17 protein-coding genes are annotated in these 18,307 nt (G+C 43.3%); 16 read left to right on the top strand and 1 reads right to left on the bottom strand.

Going from position 1 to position 18,307, the window contains the following annotated elements:
- The first annotated feature begins 536 nt into the window (after window positions 1–536).
- Entirely contained in the window at window positions 537–2,504 is a 1,968-nt protein-coding gene (gene thrS / locus DWZ93_RS14105; protein ID WP_118453322.1) for a threonine--tRNA ligase, read from the top strand.
- 92 nt (window positions 2,505–2,596) lie between these two features.
- Here thrS and DWZ93_RS14100 read toward each other — a convergent pair whose 3' ends face one another.
- The gene (locus DWZ93_RS14100; protein ID WP_118453321.1) at window positions 2,597–3,484 is read right to left on the bottom strand and encodes a LysR family transcriptional regulator; all 888 of its coding nucleotides are present in this window, start codon (window positions 3,482–3,484) and stop codon (window positions 2,597–2,599) included.
- A gap of 247 nt (window positions 3,485–3,731) precedes the next feature.
- On the opposite strand from DWZ93_RS14100, the gene DWZ93_RS14095 reads away from it, so the two are divergent.
- The 15 genes from DWZ93_RS14095 (at window position 3,732) to purD (ending at window position 18,264) form a co-directional block, all read left to right on the top strand.
- Entirely contained in the window at window positions 3,732–4,568 is an 837-nt protein-coding gene (locus DWZ93_RS14095; RefSeq protein WP_118453320.1) for a sugar phosphate isomerase/epimerase family protein, read from the top strand.
- A 37-nt stretch (window positions 4,569–4,605) separates the two neighbouring features.
- A complete protein-coding gene (locus DWZ93_RS14090) occupies window positions 4,606–6,576 on the top strand; it encodes an FAD-dependent oxidoreductase (protein WP_118453319.1) in 1,971 nt (656 codons plus the stop codon).
- Window positions 6,577–6,657: 81 nt separating this feature from the next.
- Window positions 6,658–7,533: a shikimate dehydrogenase gene (locus tag DWZ93_RS14085; RefSeq protein WP_118453318.1), complete on the top strand. Its 876-nt coding sequence runs from the start codon at window positions 6,658–6,660 to the stop codon at window positions 7,531–7,533.
- Between the two features lie 27 nt (window positions 7,534–7,560).
- Window positions 7,561–8,847 (top strand): MFS transporter, encoded by a 1,287-nt coding sequence (locus DWZ93_RS14080; RefSeq protein WP_118453317.1) that lies wholly within the window; start codon window positions 7,561–7,563, stop codon window positions 8,845–8,847.
- Window positions 8,848–9,144: 297 nt separating this feature from the next.
- On the top strand, window positions 9,145–10,548 hold the full coding sequence (locus DWZ93_RS14075) for a hypothetical protein (RefSeq protein WP_118453316.1): 1,404 nt from the start codon (window positions 9,145–9,147) through the stop codon (window positions 10,546–10,548).
- Between the two features lie 162 nt (window positions 10,549–10,710).
- Window positions 10,711–10,833: a hypothetical protein gene (locus DWZ93_RS15115; RefSeq protein WP_279220022.1), complete on the top strand. Its 123-nt coding sequence runs from the start codon at window positions 10,711–10,713 to the stop codon at window positions 10,831–10,833.
- A gap of 71 nt (window positions 10,834–10,904) precedes the next feature.
- The gene (gene pyrE, locus DWZ93_RS14070) at window positions 10,905–11,585 is read left to right on the top strand and encodes an orotate phosphoribosyltransferase (RefSeq protein WP_118453315.1); all 681 of its coding nucleotides are present in this window, start codon (window positions 10,905–10,907) and stop codon (window positions 11,583–11,585) included.
- A 14-nt stretch (window positions 11,586–11,599) separates the two neighbouring features.
- A complete protein-coding gene (locus DWZ93_RS14895) occupies window positions 11,600–11,752 on the top strand; it encodes a hypothetical protein (RefSeq protein ID WP_199665978.1) in 153 nt (50 codons plus the stop codon).
- A 1-nt stretch (window position 11,753) separates the two neighbouring features.
- On the top strand, window positions 11,754–12,236 hold the full coding sequence (locus DWZ93_RS14065; RefSeq protein ID WP_118453314.1) for a VanZ family protein: 483 nt from the start codon (window positions 11,754–11,756) through the stop codon (window positions 12,234–12,236).
- Window positions 12,205–12,600, top strand: a complete 396-nt coding sequence (locus tag DWZ93_RS14060; protein ID WP_118453313.1) for a DUF6142 family protein — start codon at window positions 12,205–12,207, stop codon at window positions 12,598–12,600. Before DWZ93_RS14065 ends, DWZ93_RS14060 begins: the two co-directional genes overlap by 32 nt.
- Window positions 12,601–14,667: an aminopeptidase gene (locus tag DWZ93_RS14055; RefSeq protein WP_118453312.1), complete on the top strand. Its 2,067-nt coding sequence runs from the start codon at window positions 12,601–12,603 to the stop codon at window positions 14,665–14,667. It begins immediately after the preceding gene.
- A 124-nt stretch (window positions 14,668–14,791) separates the two neighbouring features.
- Window positions 14,792–15,304, top strand: a complete 513-nt coding sequence (purE, locus tag DWZ93_RS14050) for a 5-(carboxyamino)imidazole ribonucleotide mutase (RefSeq protein ID WP_118453323.1) — start codon at window positions 14,792–14,794, stop codon at window positions 15,302–15,304.
- A 16-nt stretch (window positions 15,305–15,320) separates the two neighbouring features.
- Complete coding sequence (gene purM / locus DWZ93_RS14045; protein WP_118383137.1) at window positions 15,321–16,346, top strand: phosphoribosylformylglycinamidine cyclo-ligase; 1,026 nt, start codon at window positions 15,321–15,323, stop codon at window positions 16,344–16,346.
- Window positions 16,340–16,969: a phosphoribosylglycinamide formyltransferase gene (gene purN, locus DWZ93_RS14040; protein WP_118453311.1), complete on the top strand. Its 630-nt coding sequence runs from the start codon at window positions 16,340–16,342 to the stop codon at window positions 16,967–16,969. Before purM ends, purN begins: the two co-directional genes overlap by 7 nt.
- Before the next feature lie 23 nt (window positions 16,970–16,992).
- The gene (gene purD, locus DWZ93_RS14035) at window positions 16,993–18,264 is read left to right on the top strand and encodes a phosphoribosylamine--glycine ligase (protein WP_118383135.1); all 1,272 of its coding nucleotides are present in this window, start codon (window positions 16,993–16,995) and stop codon (window positions 18,262–18,264) included.
- Window positions 18,265–18,307: the final 43 nt, after the last annotated feature.

Here is an 18,307-nt window from a genome sequence, read left to right as displayed (position 1 = left end):
AGAGTTTCTTGTATACGGTTTTGAAGGTATATATGATGAGGCTGTAGACCATAAGGTTTGCAGTCTTTTTTTTAAAGAATAAGAAATCAATAAGATTCATATTGACTATTGGGGTGTTTCGTACTAATATATTAAAGAACACGAAGAAGAGACGAGTAGCATGTGTTGAAGGACACAGAGAGAGAAGCATTTGGTGGAAGCTTCTTGACTGATCATATGTGAAGACCAGCTCTGAGTGACCCTAATCCGGTCCGGTGATACCGTTATCATCAGTAATGAGATTTTCCATAGATGATTTATACATAAGTAATTTATGCATGGATAATTCTAGTTGAGATATGACTTAGGAGATGGAAGATGAAGATGGGTGGAACCACGATAGATATATCGTCCCTGACATTGTTTTAAGACAGTGCCAGGGACTTTTTTATATGGCAAAGAGGGTAGAAAGTCAGAGGCACGATCTTAAAATCAGAAGTATCTATTTTATGCTCATATACAGGAGCACACATTTTTATCATGAGGAGGAAATTAAAATGAAGATCACATTAAAAGACGGATCTGTCAAAGAGTATGCAGAAGCAAAATCAGTATATGATATTGCATCAGACATCAGTGCAGGTTTGGCAAGAGTTGCCTGTGCAGGAGAAGTGAATGGAGAAATCGTTGATCTTAGAACAGTAGTAGATCAGGATTGCGAATTGAATATTGTAACAGCCAGTGATCCGGAAGGACTCAGAGTTATCCGTCATACAGCATCTCACGTGCTGGCTCAGGCGGTTAAGAGAGTGTTCCCAAATGCGAAGATCGCTATCGGACCGGCAATCGACGATGGTTTCTATTATGATTTTGAAGCAGAACCATTTTCAAGAGATGATCTGGATAAACTGGAAGCAGAGATGAAGAAGATTATCAAAGAAGGACATGAATTAAAGAGATTTACACTTCCTAGAGAAGAAGCGATCGCATTTATGAAAGAGAAAGATGAGCCATTCAAGGTAGAGTTGATCGAAGATCTGCCGGAAGGTGAAGAAATCTCATTCTATGATCAGGGAGAATTTGTAGACCTGTGTGCAGGACCGCACCTGATGAGCACAAAGGGCATCAAGGCATTTAAGCTGACATCATCATCTATGGCATACTGGAGAGGTGATTCCGAAAAAGCACGTTTGCAGAGAATTTATGGTACTGCATATAATAAGAAAGAGGAACTGAAAGCACACCTCGAGAAAATGGAAGATGCAAAACGCAGAGATCACAATAAACTTGGCCGTGAGATGGAATTATTTACAACGGTAGATGTGATCGGACAGGGACTTCCACTCTTCCCACCGAAGGGAACGAAGATGATCATGAAGCTACAGAGATGGATCGAGGATCTGGAAGATAAAGAGTGGGGCTATGTACGTACCAGAACTCCGCTGATGGCCAAATCTGATCTGTATAAGATTTCCGGACACTGGGATCACTACAAAGACGGAATGTTCGTACTGGGTGATGAGGAGAAAGATAAAGAAGTGTTTGCACTTCGCCCGATGACTTGCCCATTCCAGTACTATGTATATAAGAATACACAGAAGTCATATCGTGATCTTCCTTACAGAATGAGTGAGACATCTACACTGTTCCGTTCAGAGGATTCAGGAGAAATGCACGGACTGACACGAGTTCGTCAGTTTACAATTACTGAGGCTCACAATGTTATCCGCCCGGATCAGGCTGAAGAAGAATTGAAGAACTGTCTGGATCTGGCATACTATGTGCTGACTACATTAGGACTGCAGGATGATGTGACATATCGTCTGTCTAAATGGGATCCGGCTAATAAAGCAAAATACCTTGGTGATGACAATTACTGGAACAGCACACAGGATGCGCTGCGTGCCGTACTTCATGAGAAGAATGTGCCATTCGTAGAGGCTGACGGAGAAGCTGCATTCTATGGTCCAAAGATCGATATTCAGGCTAAGAATGTATATGGTAAAGAAGATACCATGATCACAATTCAGCTTGACTGTGCGATTGCTGATAACTTCGATTTGTATTACATTGATCAGAATGGCGAGAAGAAACGTCCTTACATCATTCACAGAACATCGATGGGATGCTACGAACGTACACTTGCATGGCTGATCGAGAAATACGCCGGCAAGTTCCCGACATGGCTGTGTCCGGAGCAGGTGCGTGTACTTCCTATTTCTGAAAAATACGCAGACTATGCGAATGAAGTATGCAAAGAGTTGAAGAAAAATGATATCGACGCTACAGTTGATAACCGTTCAGAGAAGATTGGATTCAAGATCCGTGAGGCAAGACTGGATAAGCTGCCATATATGTTAGTAGTCGGACAGCAGGAAGAAGCAGACGGAACAGTGTCTGTAAGAAGCCGTTATGCAGGTAATGAAGGAACCAAGCCACTTGCTGAGTTCATCGATGCAATCTGCAAAGAGATCCGTACAAAAGAGATCAGAAAAGAATTGCCGGAAGAAGAAAAGGCAAAATAATCATTAGAATGAAAATAGCCGGTACACAGTTCTGTCAAGAATCATAGATTCGATGTGCTGTGTACCGGCTATTTATTTGCATTTGGCATGCATTATACTTCGGCATGTTCAGTAACATACTTTTTAAAGTTCATAACAACCGGTGCCTGGTATACATTTTTTAAAGTAGCCATATAGAAGAGTCTTTCCCAGGATGGGGTTGCGATTTCTATGATGGATACAGGCATGTAGGAAAGAATCGGCATCTTCGGAACGACAGCAATACCAAATCCGGCACCGACAAGTCCGGCAACACCCTGATCTTCTTCCATAGAATAAGCAATCTCCGGATAGCCGCCACATTTTTCAAATAGTTTATCAATAACCTGCCTTAAACCACTTCGCTTAGAAAAGACGATGTGCGGATAAGCAAGTGACTCTTTCAAATCTATAGAAGTCTTACCTTCCAAAGGATGTTCTTTGGGTACGATCAGTACGAGCTCCTGTTTGGCAACAGGGGTAAATTCGATCAAGGGTTCATTATCCATCTTTGAACAGAATGCAATGTCATATTTCCGTTCTTTTAATCCCTGGATCATGTCAGAGGTAAGACCGGTCGAACTGTGAAAATAAAAATCAATCTTCTTATTAGATGAGGAATCCAAAAAACCTTTCACAAAGTTAGGAACAACAGTGCTGCTGAGTACACGAAGTTCAGCAATATCTATCCGACCTTCCCCCAATCCTGTCATTTGAAGCTTATTGACGCTTGAATCAAGCATATCCAGAGCCTGTTCAACATCAACTAGAAAAGCCTGTCCACATTTGGTAAGTACCACATTGCGGCCATCCTTTTCAAAAAGCTTAACACCGAGTTCCTTTTCCAGAGATGAGATTGCATGACTCAGGCTGGGCTGGGTAATAGAGAGGATTTCAGCTGCTTTTGTATAATGTTCCAGATGAGCGAGAGTAGCAAAATATCTGAGATGATAGAGATTCATAAGGTTTTCTCCTTTTCTGATTAATATTTGTATCTTCTCGTTATTTGTAAGTGAGTATTTAGTATTCAGTTATATCATCGTACCACGAATTGCCAATAAAATCCATAAACAAAATCTATCGATTGTGACAGAATTACCAATTTGTCTTTTATTTAACGATTCGTTATAATTTAGACATAGAAAATATTACAAGATTGAACGACCAAATTAACGGTATAGTATTCAATTTCACAATGGAGGTAGAATTATGTCAAAGAAGAATCCAATCACAGTAAGCTCATGGACACTTGGAGATCAGTGTAAATTTGAAGATCGTGTAATCGCTGCCAAAGAAGCAGGATATGAAGGAATCGGTCTTCGTGCAGAGACTTATGTTGATGCCTTGAATGAAGGACTTCATGATGAAGACATTCTTGCAATTCTTGACAAACATGACATGAAAGTAACAGAGGTAGAGTACATTGTTCAGTGGTGTGAAGAACATCGTTCCTATGAGCAGAAGTACAAAGAGCAGATGTGTTTCCATATGTGCGAACTCTTTGGAGTAGGTCACATCAACTGCGGACTGATGGAAAACTATTCTGTAGAGTACACAGCTCAGAAGTTAAAAGAACTGTGTCAGAGAGCCGGCAAATACATTATTGGTGTTGAGCCGATGCCATACAGTGGAATTCCGAACCTTCAGAAAGGCTGGGAAGTTGTAAAAGCTTCCGGATGTGACAATGCAATGCTGATTCTTGATACATGGCATTGGGTAAGAGCAGATCAGCCGTACGATATCCTGACACCGGAAATCGCTGAGAAAGTTATTTCTATCCAGATTAATGATGCTTATGACAGACCGTATGCAGCTTCAATTTTAAGAGATGAGTCTATGCATGACCGTCTTGCACCGGGAACAGGAGCAAAGGATACAGCAGGATTTGTTAAGATGATCAAAGATGCCGGAATTGATCCAAAGGTTGTTGGTGTAGAAGTAATCTCGGATGAGATTCTTGGAAGAGGAATCGATGCAGCAGCTGCTTATACATATGAAAACACAGAAAAAGTATTAAAAGAAGCTTGGCCAGAACTGGTAGACTAATTCAGAAAACAGATTCATTGAAAAGAGAGGTAAAATAATGAAATTCAAAAATATGTTTTCTCCGATTCAGATCGGACCTATGACAGTTAAGAATCGTTTTGTAGTTCCCCCGATGGGAAATAACTTCGCTAATTCAGATGGAACATGGAGTGATCAGTCCGTTGCATATTACAGTGAACGTGCAAAAGGACAGTTTGGTCTGATTACGATTGAAGCAACTGTAGTACATAAAGGTGCTAAGGGAGGCCCTAAGAAACCTTGCCTGTATGATGATAACAGTATTGAAAGCCTGAAGAGAATTACAGATGCCTGTCACGCAGAAGGCGCAAAGATTTCTATCCAGCTTCAGAATGCAGGACCGGAAGGTAATGCAAAGAATGCAGGAGCACCGATCGAGGCTGCAACAGCAATCGCATCTGCAGATGGAAAGGACATTCCGGAAGCAGTACCGACAGAAAAAGTGTATGAACTCGTAAAAGGATATGGTGATGCAGCAGTTCGCGCGATGAAGGGCGGAGCTGATGCAGTAGAAATTCACATGGCACATGGTTATCTTGTAAATTCATTCATGTCACCAAGAACCAATAAGCGTGTCGATGAATTTGGCGGAAGCTTTGAAAACAGAATGAGATTTTCTCGTCTGATCATTGAAGAAGTTAAGAAGAAAACAGAAGGAAAGATTGCCGTTCTTGCACGTATCAACAGTACAGAAGATATGTTTGGTGGACTTGATAATCACGATATGTGTGCAGTAGCAGCTTACCTGGAGGAGTGTGGAATTGACGGACTTCATGTATCTCGTGCAGTACATCTGAAAGATGAGTATATGTGGGCACCTACAGGTATCCACGGCGGTTTCTCGGCAGAACTGGTTGCTAATATCAAGAAATGTGTATCTGTTCCGATTATTACAGTTGGGCGATATACAGAGCCACAGTTTGCAGAACAGATGATCAAACTTGGCAATGCAGATCTGGTAGCATTTGGACGTCAGTCACTGGCTGATCCTCATACTCCGGAAAAAGCGCAGGAAGAAAGACTTGAAGATCTGACACCATGTATCGCCTGTCTGCAGGGATGTGTTGCTAATATGTATGCAGGTAAGCCACTTTGCTGTCTGGTGAATCCAGTACTTGGACGTGAGGTTGAAGGACTTCCGAAGGCTGAAAAAGCGAAAAAAGTATACGTGATCGGCGGTGGCGTAGCAGGTATGTGTGCTGCATTCACAGCTAAGAGACGTGGACATGATGTTACTTTATTTGAAGCAACAGATAAGCTTGGTGGTAATATGAGACTGGCTGCTTACCCACCGGGAAAAGGTGATATCACCGGTATGATCAGGAGCTACATTGTAAAATGTGAAAAAGCCGGCGTTAACATCAAGATGAATACAAAGGTGACAGCACAGATGTTAAAAGAAGATACACCGGATGCAGTTATCCTTGCAACAGGATCAGAGACATTAGTACTGCCATTTATCAAAGGTATCCACAATCCGGATATTGTATATGGTGTTGACTGCCTGGAAGGAACACGCCCGGTAGGACACAAAGTCTTAGTTGTTGGTGGCGGTATGGTAGGTGCAGAGACTGCTGACTTCCTTGCAGAACAGGGACATGAAGTAGCTGTTATCGAAATGAGAGATGCGATCGGACCGGATGTAATTCACGAGCACCGTGTATTCCTTATGGAAGCATTTGAAAAATATGGTATCAAGCAGATTACAAGTGCTGCTGTATCAGAGATTTTCTCAGATGGTGTAAGCTACAAGAATGCAGCAGACAAATCTGATGAGACAATCTATGAGGCAAGAGGATTTGATACCGTAGTTCTGTCTATGGGATTCAGCTCACGCTATACACACCGTGACGGTCAGAACGTAGTATATGACTTTGCTGAAGAATTAAAAGACATCGTACCAGAAGTTCACATGGTAGGTGACGCTGTAAGAGCACGTCGTGCACTGGATGCTACAAAAGAAGCATACGATGTAGCATTAAAATTGTAAATCTTATAATAACATATATATTCATAGGGCAGTCCGCGATATACGGACTGTCATAAAAAGAAAACCAGGAGGATTAGGATCATGGAAAAAAGAATTTCCGGACACACAGGCTTAATGGGATTATTTGGAACACCGGTTGGACATTCAGGATCTCCGGCAATGTACAACTTCAGCTTCCAGCATGACGGACTGGATTATGCATATATGGCATTTGATGTAACAGAAGAAGAGATGCCAAAAGCATTTGAGGCAATTCGTTTGTTCAAAATGCGTGGTGGTAACTTTACTATGCCATGTAAAAATATTGCAGCAGAGTTAGTAGATAAGCTTTCTCCGGCAGCAGAGATTATTGGCGCCTGTAATGTATTTGTTAATGATGACGGTGTGATCACAGGTCACATTACAGATGGTGTTGGATTCGTTAAGAACCTTGAACTTAACGGAGTACCTGTAAAAGATAAAAAGGTAGTTGTACTTGGCGCCGGCGGAGCAGCTACAGCTATCCAGGTTCAGTTAGCACTTGACGGAGCAAAAGAGATCAATATCTTCAGCATTCAGGATAAGTTCTTCGAGAGAGCAAAAGGAACACAGGCTAAATTAGCAGAGAAGTGTCCGGAATGTGTTGTTACTGTTGATGATCTGGATGATAAGGCAAAACTGGAAGCAGCAGTTAAGACTTGTGATATTCTGGTAAATGCAACCATTATGGGAATGAAGCCACATGAGGATGTAACACTGGTTGACAAATCATTGTTCCGTAAAGACCTGGTTGTAGCAGATACGGTATATAATCCGGAGAAGACAAAGATGATCGTTGAAGCAGAAGAAGCCGGATGCAAAGCAATCGGTGGTGTAGGAATGCTTCAGCAGCAGGGTGCAGTTAACTACGAACTGTTTGTTGGAAAAGAGATGCCACTTGCTGAGTATCAGGAATTTCAGAAGGCACAGGCAAAATAAAACAATTCGACAAAGGAGATTGAGGGAATGAAAGCAAAAAAATATTTATTGTCTATCATTTGTGTCTATTTTTGCTATTTGACACATGGTATTCAAGCTATTATTTTAAGCCAGAATAACGTGAATTTTGCAAAACAGTGGGGATTCAATATGTCAGACCCACAGTCTGCAGCATATGCGGCAGGTATTGCAGCAGTTAGTACAGCAGTTGCATGGACAGGTTTCGGTAAATTCGTCAGTGTGTGGATCGGTGGAGAAATCTCTGACCGCGTAGGACGTAAGAAATTAATGATCGGCGGAGCTATCTTATATATCATCTGCTTCCTTGGATTCTTATTTACAAGCAGCGCAGTAGTTGCTTCTATCTGCGGATTTGTTGCTGGAGTTGCAACATCAGGATTCTGGGATGCATCCGGATATCCGGCTGTACAGGAAGCTTATCCTGCAGCACCTGGTTCTGCGCTGATCGGAATCAAATTCTTCGTTTCATTGTCTGGTATGGTGTATCCGCTCCTGGTTGTACATAACGCAAGCAATGGAAACTGGAAATTAAATGTAATCATTCCGGTTGTACTGTCAATCGTTTGTTTAGTACTTGCAATCGTTGCTCCATTTGTTTATGATGATCAGAAGAAGGCATCAGAAGGAAAAGATGGAAAATCAAATGATGCAGTACAGGCAGAGATTGATGCAGCTAAGGCAGCGATGCTTACGAAACCAAACAAATTTGTAGTATTTCTGGTAATGTTTTATGCATTCCTTTGCATGGCAATCATGTATGGTGCACAGCAGTATACAAAGGCATTTGGATTATCCGTATGTGGACTTTCCGAGATGCAGGCAGCTGGTATGACTTCCATTTATACAATTGGATCTATCTGTGCAGTAATTTTCTGGGCATTCATGATGGCTAAATTAAAATGGAGTCCGCTGAAAGTTATCCTGATCGATTCTATCTGTACAGCAGCTGCACTTGCAGGTGTACTGTTTATCCATCAGGTAGCAATCATTTACATCGCAATTGCAATGTTAGGATTCTTTGCAGCAGGTGGTGCTCTTCAGACAGGTCTTGCAGTAGTTCAGTTGTTTAACCCAGGACCAAAGGGAAGAAACACGGGTATTTATTACACATTCATGGGTGCAGCAAGCTACCTGATCCCGGTAGTAGCAGCACAGCTTACAAAAGTATCAGGTGAGGCTAATGCAGTTTACACCCTTATGATCATGTTATTAGTATTTGCAATCCTTGCTATTTTAAGTTCCCTCTACTTAGTAGCTCAGCATAAGAAAATCTTCGGAAAAGGTGCATTGTAGAATATAATAAAGAACATTGGGACTGGTGTTCCGAAAGATGTTATCATCTATAAGAATACAGTCCCGTTTTTTTAAGAATGTATTGTTAAAAAAAAGACATTTATAAAAATTACAGTTGAAATAAGAGGAAAATCCTGTTATTCTATAAAATTTATCTATAAAATAACTGGCGTTGTGTTTAGGCGACTGAATTGCCGGAAATATACAGTTAAACCGAATCAAGCAAGTAGCGAAGCGGATTGCGAATGTCCGATTGACTACTGTGTAACAATATAAGATAAAGGAGGACGCTCAAAGATGAGTCCGAAAAGAGCAACAAGACTTAATGAACTTCCATATATTCCACTTGGCCCATTTCAGTGGAGGATTCCAGGGGTTCATTATAAAATTGAGTATGTAGAGTTTTTTCAGGGTCTGATCCTTGGTGCTACAGCTTTAAGTTCGATTCCGTACCTGACTGATAATCTTGGACTTCCATATGAACTTGCATGGAGCTGTGTCATCATTGAAGTATTTATGTATATGCTTCACGGATGGCTGGGAGATCCGGTTGTTCCCGGATGGATCACCCCGACCCTGCCATTTACTTTGGCATATTTGAATGGATTTGAAAAAGGACCTGAGCGAATTCAGGCAATGATCGCATTGCAGCTGCTGGTAGCCTTTGTATTTATATTTATGGGAATCACTAAGCTTGCAGATAAATTTGTAAATGGTGTGCCGAATTCTATCAAAGGTGGTATTTTGATCGCAGCACCGATCACAGTATTGCAGGGACAGTTGTCTGACGGAAGTCAGTTGATGACTGCACCGATAGCGACACTTGCAGGTACCTTGTTACTTGCATTTTTGAGTTTTTCACCGTTCTGTGAAAAGAACAGAGATAAATATAAAATACTGGATATTATGGCAAAATATGGTAATTTATTCCCATATCTTGTTGCTATGTTAGCCGGAGTTGCACTTGGAGAATTGTCAAAACCGGTTCTGGAGCTTGGAACAGTCATCAGAATTCCTGATTTCAGTAATATCTTCCATACAGTCAGCATTTTTGCAGTCGGATTCCCTCCGATTTCAAAATTCATCAGTGCACTCCCGTTAGCATTGATCTGCTATGTACTGGCATTTGGAGATTTTGTTACGTCTAAGACACTGGTAGCAGAGGCACAGGAGAGCCGAAGTGATGAATATATTGACTTTAACTCAAGCAGATCGAACCTGATCAGTGGTCTGAGAAACCTGATCCTTGCAATATTCGCACCGTTCCCACCACTGGCCGGACCGCTATGGGTAGGTATGACAGTATCTGTTGCTATGCGTTATAAAGAAGGAAAGAAAGCAATGAAATCTCTGATCGGTGGAATGAGTTCTTTCCGTATGGCAACATTTCTCAGTGTTATTTTGGTGCCAATCGTGTCATTCATGAAGCCGATCATGGGTGTTGGTTCAGCAATCACTCTCTTATTCCAGGCATATGTATGTGCAAGAATCGGTATGGAATATTGTAAGACAAGCACTGATAAGAGTATTGCCGGTGTTATGGCAGCAGTTCTGGCATTCAAGGGTTCAGGCTGGGCATTGGTTGTAGGTTTTGCAATGAACCTGATGTTATCGAACATGGAATTCCAGAAGAGAAAACTGGGATTGGTTGACACAGAGAATGTAGATCAGATTGAAACAAAGGACAATGAGCCTTCATAATATATGACAGCGTAACAGGGAAAACCGGAATGAGTCCGGCTTTCCCTGTTTTTTCAGATGTGAAAAGATTGCGACCAACCTCTTCCTATGGTAGAGTATATTATATGTAGAGAATACTATTATTATCATATATTAATAGAGAAAACAGTCGGAGGAACGGACATGAGACAGGAAGCATGCGCAATGTGTGATTCCACGTCGAGAATGATGCTTGCAGCTGATCTTACAGAAGTTGCGTTGGAGGACGTTTGCAAATTGGCCGGAGTTCACAGATACTTCATTTGAAAATGTGTATCACTTGTGGTAAAATTGTAGAGTTAATAAAAGATTGATAATGTGATGGAGGTTAATAGATAATGGAAGCATATAAACAGGAATTTATTGAATTTATGGTAGAGAGTAATGTATTGAAATTTGGCGAATTTACATTAAAGAGTGGCAGAAAATCTCCGTTCTTTATGAATGCAGGAGCATATGTGACCGGTTCGCAGCTTAAGAGACTGGGTGAGTATTATGCAAAGGCGATCCATGATACTTATGGTGATGATTTTGATGTGCTGTTCGGACCAGCATATAAGGGAATCCCACTTAGTGTAGTGACTGCTATTGCATACAGTGAGCTGTACGGAAAGGAAGTGCGTTACTGCTCAGATAGAAAAGAAGAGAAGGATCATGGTGCAGATAAGGGTAAATTCCTTGGAAGCAGCCTGCAGGATGGTGATCGTGTAATCATGATCGAGGATGTAACCACTTCCGGTAAATCAATGGAAGAGACCGTACCGAAGGTAAAAGGCGCAGCTAATGTCGAGATTGTAGGCCTGATGGTATCTCTGGACCGTATGGAAGTCGGCAAAGGCGGCGTGAAGTGTGCGCTGGATGAAGTGAAGGATCTGTATGGATTTGAGACAAAAGCGATCGTTACGATGAAAGAAGTCGTAGAGCATCTGTATAACAGAGAGTGTCAGGGTAAGGTTGTGATTGATGATACTTTGAAAGCTGCGATTGATGCATATTATGAGCAGTATGGAGCAAAATAGCAGGAGGTGTAAGTATGAACGAAAAGGCATATAAGACAATGGGACTTACGGGAGCAGCGAATATCGCGATCGGTATCGTGGTGATGGTTGTCGGCGTGGCAGCCGGCGTGGTAGCTGTGATCGGAGGAGCAAGACTTCTGAAGAACAGAGAGGGACTGATGTTCTAATATGAGTAGAAATAAAAGGGGAAAGGGCATGCGCCTTCTGGGGAAGGTGCTGTTCGTATTATATATAGGATTTATCATTTATTTCCTCCTGTTTTCAGATCTCTATGGTCGAGCAGGTGTTATGGAGGAATATCGATATAATCTGGTACTGTTCAAGGAAATTAAAAGATTCTGGCAGTACCGTGAACAGCTTGGATGGTATGCGATGTTCACAAATCTTTTTGGAAATGTGATTATTTTTATGCCATTTGGGTTCTTCCTGCCGATGGCGAGTAAATACCGCAGCTTTTTTGCAGCGGTATTTTACAGTTTTACACTGAGCCTGTGCGTGGAGACATTTCAGTTGTTGACGAAGGTGGGAAGTTTTGATGTGGATGACCTGCTTCTGAATACAATCGGCGGAGTGGCAGGATATATTATATTTGTGATTTGTGCAGCAGTAAGGAGGCGGCATGTTAGACTATCTACGAGAAAGCGCAGATGAAAGAGCGATACGAAGAGAACATACGAAGCGCGAAAAGGAACGCAGGAAGAGAAGAATACACAAATACGGTCAGATGGAACTGAAGCATTCCAGAAGAGGATGCATCTCTTGTATGCTGGCAGTTCTGTCTGCATTTTTTCTGATCAGTATTTTTTCTGTGTCATATCTCAGGCATGGTAATGTGAATATTCTGATCGGCATTGCAGGGATTCTGGCACTTGTGCTTGCCGTATCCGGACTCAGACGGGGAATCGAAGGCTTCAAAGAACGCAATAAAAATTACATAACCTGCAAGGTCGGAACGGCATGTAATGGAATCCTTTTGCTCATTTATCTTGCAATATTTATAAGGGGGCTATTTTAAATGACAACAGAACGATATGAACTGGCAGCAGAGCGAATCAGACAGATACCGAAGGAAGAGGCAGTCAGCCTTCCTTTCCGGCGGTATTTTCAGAGTGTGTCTGAATTTGTTCTGCTGCTTCTTGATTTAAAGAAAATGATGGAAAACGGAAGCTATGGGAAGCTTTCGGTAGAAGAAAAGAAAGAATGGAACCATAAGCTGTATGCAGATATACTGCCGGACCAGTATGAAGAGAGTTATGCGAATCCGACATATGCAGTGAAGGAGCTTAGCGAAGATTACGGACAGATCTTAAGCTTCCTGTATGCAGAAGTCCGTGGAGGAATTGCCTGGGTATTTGAAAGAAAAGAAGAATACCTGACGATCCTGATGGAACTTTTTCTGGAGGTTTATAGCTGCTTTGCGGTGGCAGAGGCTGAAGAAGGACGTGAGGTATCGCTTCATGAGCTGAAGGATATCCTGTATTGGTATGCCAGCGATTACTGTGATGTATTTGCGGCAGACCGGATCTGTGACCAGATCGATCCGTCCAGAGATTTTGCGAAGAATATTATTGAAAATGCAGATCTTACGAATGCAGAGTATCTGTATAGCTTTGGAGAATATATTGGTGAGAACCAGATCCGTACAGCAGAGCATCTGGCAGAACTTCCGGAGGAAGTGATCCGTAAGATGGCAGAGGTGTATACCGAAGGTTACCGCATCGGTTTTATTAATACGGGCAAAGATCTGTCTAAGAAATCGGTTGTCAGCATCCGTTACGTGCTGGGATTTGAACGCGTGATCAAGCTTGCGATTGCAAACTTTGCGAAGATGGGACTGAAGCCTGTAATCTATCGCGCGGGCGTCAGCGTCCTGACAAAAGCGAGAAATGGACGCGCCGGATATTATGGAGGTATCCCGAATCCACAGTATGATTATGACCATAAGGATGATATGGGATTATTCTTGAATAAACGATTCATTGAGCGGAAGCTGGAAGTAATGAAGCATACGTATGAGGAACATAAGGAACTGGCAGCGCAGTTTGCCGGACCGGCAGTGATCGAGACCTTTGGCGAGAAACCATTTATCCCGGAAGTTAAGGAAGAAGCGGTAACGCTGAATGAGAAGCAGGAAAAGATCTTCCTGTCTTACACCAGCAAAGCGGGGCAGCTCATGAATACCTATATCAAGGGTGAGGAAAGAAGCTTCACGATTGTGGCTTATCCGGTGCCGGAGATTGGCTCGAAGTATGAAGAAATCTTCAACGAGACAATCCGGATCAATACGCTGGATGCGGCATTGTACACGAAGGTACAGCAGACGATCATCGATGCGCTGAATCAGGGAACTTCTGTGCATATTCTCGGACGTGGCAAGAATAAGACAGATCTTACCGTACAGTTGCATACGCTTCAGGATCCGGAGAAGGAGACTATATTTGAAAACTGTGTGGCAGATGTGAATATTCCGGTGGGTGAGGTGTTTACTTCACCACAGCTACAGGGAACGAATGGTAAGCTGCATGTGACACAGGTATATCTGGGTGAATTGCAGTACCTGGATCTGGAAATGGATTTCCTGGATGGTAAGATCGCAGATTACCGTTGCAGTAATTTTGATAATGAAGAAGATGGTAAGAAATATATCGCAGACCATGTACTGCATAATCATGAGACACTTCCGATGGGTGAATTTGCCATTGGCACGAATACGACTGCCTATGTGATGGGAAGAAAATATGGCATCGAGGACAAGCTGCCGATCCTGATCGCGGAGAAGACGGGACCGCATTTTGCAGTAGGCGACACCTGCTATAGCTGGTGTGAGGATGTCAGAGTCTATAATCCGGATGGAAAAGAGATCATTGCAAAGGATAATGAGATATCCCTGCTCCGGAAAGAGGATGTGTCGAAAGCATACTTCAACTGCCATACGGATATTACCATTCCGTATGATGAGCTGGGAAGTATCCGTGTGCAGACAGCAGAGGGAAAAGAACTCTCAATAATAGAAGACGGAAGATTTGTGCTGCCGGGCACAGAGGTGCTGAATGAGCCGCTGAACCAGGAAAATGCATTATAACTGGTCATTAATTCATCTAATAAGTAACTTGGGTAAATGCATTGAATAATTAGTTCTGCTTATGCTATGATATGAGCGTAAATAGGAAAACAGACACATTTTCGGAAGAGAAAGGATGAAAAAGATGCCAAAAGTAGGAATCGTAATGGGCAGTGACTCGGACTTAAAAGTAATGAGCAAAGCCGCTGACATGCTGGATAAACTTGGAATCGAATATGATATGACGATTATATCCGCACATCGTGAGCCGGATGTATTTTTCAAATATGCGGGAACAGCAGAGGAGAAAGGCTATAAAGTAATTATTGCGGGCGCAGGAATGGCAGCACATCTGCCGGGAATGTGTGCAGCAATATTCCCACTTCCGGTAATCGGCGTACCGATGTCCGGCAAGAACCTGGACGGACAGGACGCACTCTATTCTATCGTGCAGATGCCACCTGGAATTCCAGTTGCGACAGTAGCGATCGACGGAGGCATGAACGCAGCAATCCTGGCAGCCAGAATGCTGGCTGTATCTGATCCGGAGCTCCTTGACAGACTGAAAGCATATACAGCAGAGATGAAAGCAACCGTACAGGGTAAGGATGCAAAGCTTCAGAAACTCGGACATAAGGAATATATGGAACAGAAATAGATAAAGGAGATTCGAAATGGATTATAAGAACGCGGGCGTAGATATAGAAGCAGGTTACAAATCAGTTGAGCTTATGAAAGAGCATGTAAAGAGAACCATGCGTGCAGAAGTACTGGGCGGTTTAGGTGGATTTTCCGGTGCGTTTTCACTGGCAAAGATCAAAGAGATGGAAGAGCCGGTACTGCTTTCCGGTACAGACGGATGTGGTACAAAGGTAAAGCTTGCATTTCTGATGGACAAGCATGACACGATCGGTATCGATGCAGTGGCAATGTGTGTCAATGACATCGCATGTGCCGGTGGAGAACCATTATTTTTCCTGGATTACATTGCATGTGGCAAGAACTATCCAGAGAAGATCGCAGCGATCGTAAGCGGTGTGGCAGAGGGCTGTGTACAGTCTGAGGCGGCGCTGATCGGCGGCGAGACAGCAGAGCATCCGGGACTGATGCCGGAGGAAGAATATGACTTGGCTGGATTTGCAGTTGGCGTATGTGAGAAGAAAGAACTGATCACAGGCGAGAATCTGAAGGACGGAGATGTGCTGATCGGAATGGCATCTACCGGTGTACATAGCAATGGATTCTCACTGGTCCGCAAGGTATTTGAGATGACAAAAGAGTCTCTGGATACTTATTATGATGAACTCGGTAAGACTCTGGGTGAGGCACTGATCGCGCCGACCAGAATCTATGTAAAAGCACTGAAGAGTGTAAAGAATGCCGGCGTTACGGTAAAGGCATGCAGCCATATTACCGGCGGTGGATTCTATGAGAATATTCCGCGTATGCTGAAGGACGGTGTACGTGCAGTTGTTGAGAAAGACAGCTATCCGATCCCTCCGATCTTTACCCTGATGGCAAAGAAAGGTGATATCACAGAGCAGATGATGTATAACACATTTAATATGGGAATCGGTATGGTAGTTGCAGTTGATCCGGCAGATGTGGACAAGACCATGGAAGCAATCAAGGCAGCCGGAGATCAGCCATATGTGATCGGACATATCGAGGCTGGAGAAAAAGGAGTTACATTATGCTAAGAGTACTGGTGATGGTATCTGGCGGCGGTACGAATCTGCAGGCAATCCTGGATTCCGTGCAGTCAGGAGAGATCACAGATACTGAAATCGTAGGTGTGATCAGTAATAACCCGGGTGCCTATGCACTGGAGCGTGGTGAAAAAGCAGGGGTGCCTGTAGAATGTATTTCTCCGAAGAGTTATGCATCCAGGGCAGAATTTAATCAGGAATTTTTGAAAGCAATTGATAGTTACGAGCCGGATCTGATCGTACTTGCCGGGTTCCTGGTAGTGATTCCGCCGGAGATGATCCAGAAGTACAGAAATCGGATCATCAATATCCATCCATCACTGATTCCGTCGTTCTGCGGAACCGGCTTCTATGGGCTGAAGGTGCACGAAGCAGCACTTGCCCGCGGAGTGAAGGTGGTTGGAGCTACGGTGCATTTTGTAGATGAAGGAACGGATACCGGTCCGATTATTTTGCAGAAGGCAGTAGAAGTGCAGAACGGAGACACACCGGAAGTGCTTCAGAGACGGGTAATGGAACAGGCAGAGTGGAAGATCCTTCCGAGAGCGATCGATCTGATCGCCCACGGCAAGGTTAGTGTGACAGACGGCAAAGCCATTGTGTCAGAGGATTAGATGACACAGAAGGAGTAGATAGAATGAAAGTACTGGTAGTCGGAAGCGGCGGAAGAGAACATGCGATCTGCTATTGCGTCGCTAAGAGTGAAAAGGCAGATAAGATATATTGTGCACCGGGTAATGCGGGCATTTCTGCACTGGCAGAATGTGTGCCGATCGGCGCAATGGAATTTGATAAGCTGGTGGCATTTGCCAAAGAGCAGCAGATTGATCTGGTGATCGTAGGTATGGATGATCCACTGGTAGGCGGTCTGGTAGATGAGCTGGAGGCAGCAGGCATCCGCACATTCGGACCACGCAAGAATGCAGCGATCCTGGAAGGCTCCAAAGCATTTTCTAAGGATCTGATGAAGAAATACAATATTCCTACTGCAGCGTATGAGAATTTTACCGATCCGGACAAAGCACTCGCATATCTGGAGACAGCGAAGTTCCCGATCGTATTAAAAGCGGATGGACTTGCACTGGGTAAAGGTGTACTGATCTGTCAGAATCTGGAAGAGGCAAAAGAAGGCGTGAAGACGATCATGCTGGATAAGAAATTCGGCACGGCCGGTAATGAGATGGTCATCGAAGAATTTATGACCGGACGTGAAGTATCTGTACTGTCATTTGTAGATGGCAATACGATCAAGACCATGACTTCCGCACAGGATCACAAGCGCGCAGGAGATGGGGATACAGGACTGAACACAGGTGGAATGGGAACATTTTCTCCGAGTCCGTTCTATACAAAAGAAGTAGAAGCATTCTGCGAAAAATATATTTATCAGGCAACCGTAGATGCGATGAAAGCAGAAGGCAGACCATTCAAGGGAGTTATCTTCTTCGGTCTGATGTTGACAGAGGATGGTCCGAAGGTGCTGGAATACAATGCAAGATTCGGAGATCCGGAGGCACAGGTTGTACTTCCGAGAATGAAGAATGATATCATCGAAGTAATGGAAGCATGTATCGATGGAACACTGGATCAGGTAGATCTGCAGTTCGAGGACAATGCGGCTGTCTGCGTGGTACTGGCGAGCGAAGGCTATCCGGTATCTTACGAGAAAGGCATTCCGATCAGCGGACTGGAAGAATTTGACAGGCATGAGGGCTATTACTGTTTCCATGCAGGAACAAAATTCGACGGAGACCAGCTTGTGACTAACGGTGGACGCGTGCTTGGCGTGACTGCTAAGGGAAAAGATCTGAAAGAAGCCAGAGCCAATGCCTATGCGGCAACCGAGTGGGTACAGTTTGCCAACAAATATATGCGTCACGATATCGGTAAGGCGATTGATGAAGCATAAAGCTATATCAGATGGGAGTTAATCTCCCAGCTGATATAGCCTC

This window comes from Dorea sp. AF36-15AT (genome assembly GCF_003477705.1).
Taxonomy (GTDB): domain Bacteria; phylum Bacillota; class Clostridia; order Lachnospirales; family Lachnospiraceae; genus Claveliimonas; species Claveliimonas ammoniilytica.
This window is presented reverse-complemented; position numbering and strand designations above follow the sequence as displayed.

Coding starts and splice junctions, on each gene's coding strand:
- purD (WP_118383135.1), top strand. CDS start 16,993: ATGAAAGTACTGGTAGTCGGAAGCGGCGGAAGAGAACATGCGATCTGC.
- DWZ93_RS14095 (WP_118453320.1), top strand. CDS start 3,732: ATGTCAAAGAAGAATCCAATCACAGTAAGCTCATGGACACTTGGAGAT.
- DWZ93_RS14075 (WP_118453316.1), top strand. CDS start 9,145: ATGAGTCCGAAAAGAGCAACAAGACTTAATGAACTTCCATATATTCCA.
- purM (WP_118383137.1), top strand. CDS start 15,321: ATGGATTATAAGAACGCGGGCGTAGATATAGAAGCAGGTTACAAATCA.
- thrS (WP_118453322.1), top strand. CDS start 537: ATGAAGATCACATTAAAAGACGGATCTGTCAAAGAGTATGCAGAAGCA.
- DWZ93_RS14055 (WP_118453312.1), top strand. CDS start 12,601: ATGACAACAGAACGATATGAACTGGCAGCAGAGCGAATCAGACAGATA.
- DWZ93_RS14895 (WP_199665978.1), top strand. CDS start 11,600: ATGAACGAAAAGGCATATAAGACAATGGGACTTACGGGAGCAGCGAAT.
- DWZ93_RS15115 (WP_279220022.1), top strand. CDS start 10,711: ATGAGACAGGAAGCATGCGCAATGTGTGATTCCACGTCGAGAATGATG.
- DWZ93_RS14085 (WP_118453318.1), top strand. CDS start 6,658: ATGGAAAAAAGAATTTCCGGACACACAGGCTTAATGGGATTATTTGGA.
- purE (WP_118453323.1), top strand. CDS start 14,792: ATGCCAAAAGTAGGAATCGTAATGGGCAGTGACTCGGACTTAAAAGTA.
- DWZ93_RS14065 (WP_118453314.1), top strand. CDS start 11,754: ATGAGTAGAAATAAAAGGGGAAAGGGCATGCGCCTTCTGGGGAAGGTG.
- DWZ93_RS14100 (WP_118453321.1), bottom strand. CDS start 3,484: ATGAATCTCTATCATCTCAGATATTTTGCTACTCTCGCTCATCTGGAA.
- purN (WP_118453311.1), top strand. CDS start 16,340: ATGCTAAGAGTACTGGTGATGGTATCTGGCGGCGGTACGAATCTGCAG.
- DWZ93_RS14090 (WP_118453319.1), top strand. CDS start 4,606: ATGAAATTCAAAAATATGTTTTCTCCGATTCAGATCGGACCTATGACA.
- pyrE (WP_118453315.1), top strand. CDS start 10,905: ATGGAAGCATATAAACAGGAATTTATTGAATTTATGGTAGAGAGTAAT.
- DWZ93_RS14060 (WP_118453313.1), top strand. CDS start 12,205: ATGTTAGACTATCTACGAGAAAGCGCAGATGAAAGAGCGATACGAAGA.
- DWZ93_RS14080 (WP_118453317.1), top strand. CDS start 7,561: ATGAAAGCAAAAAAATATTTATTGTCTATCATTTGTGTCTATTTTTGC.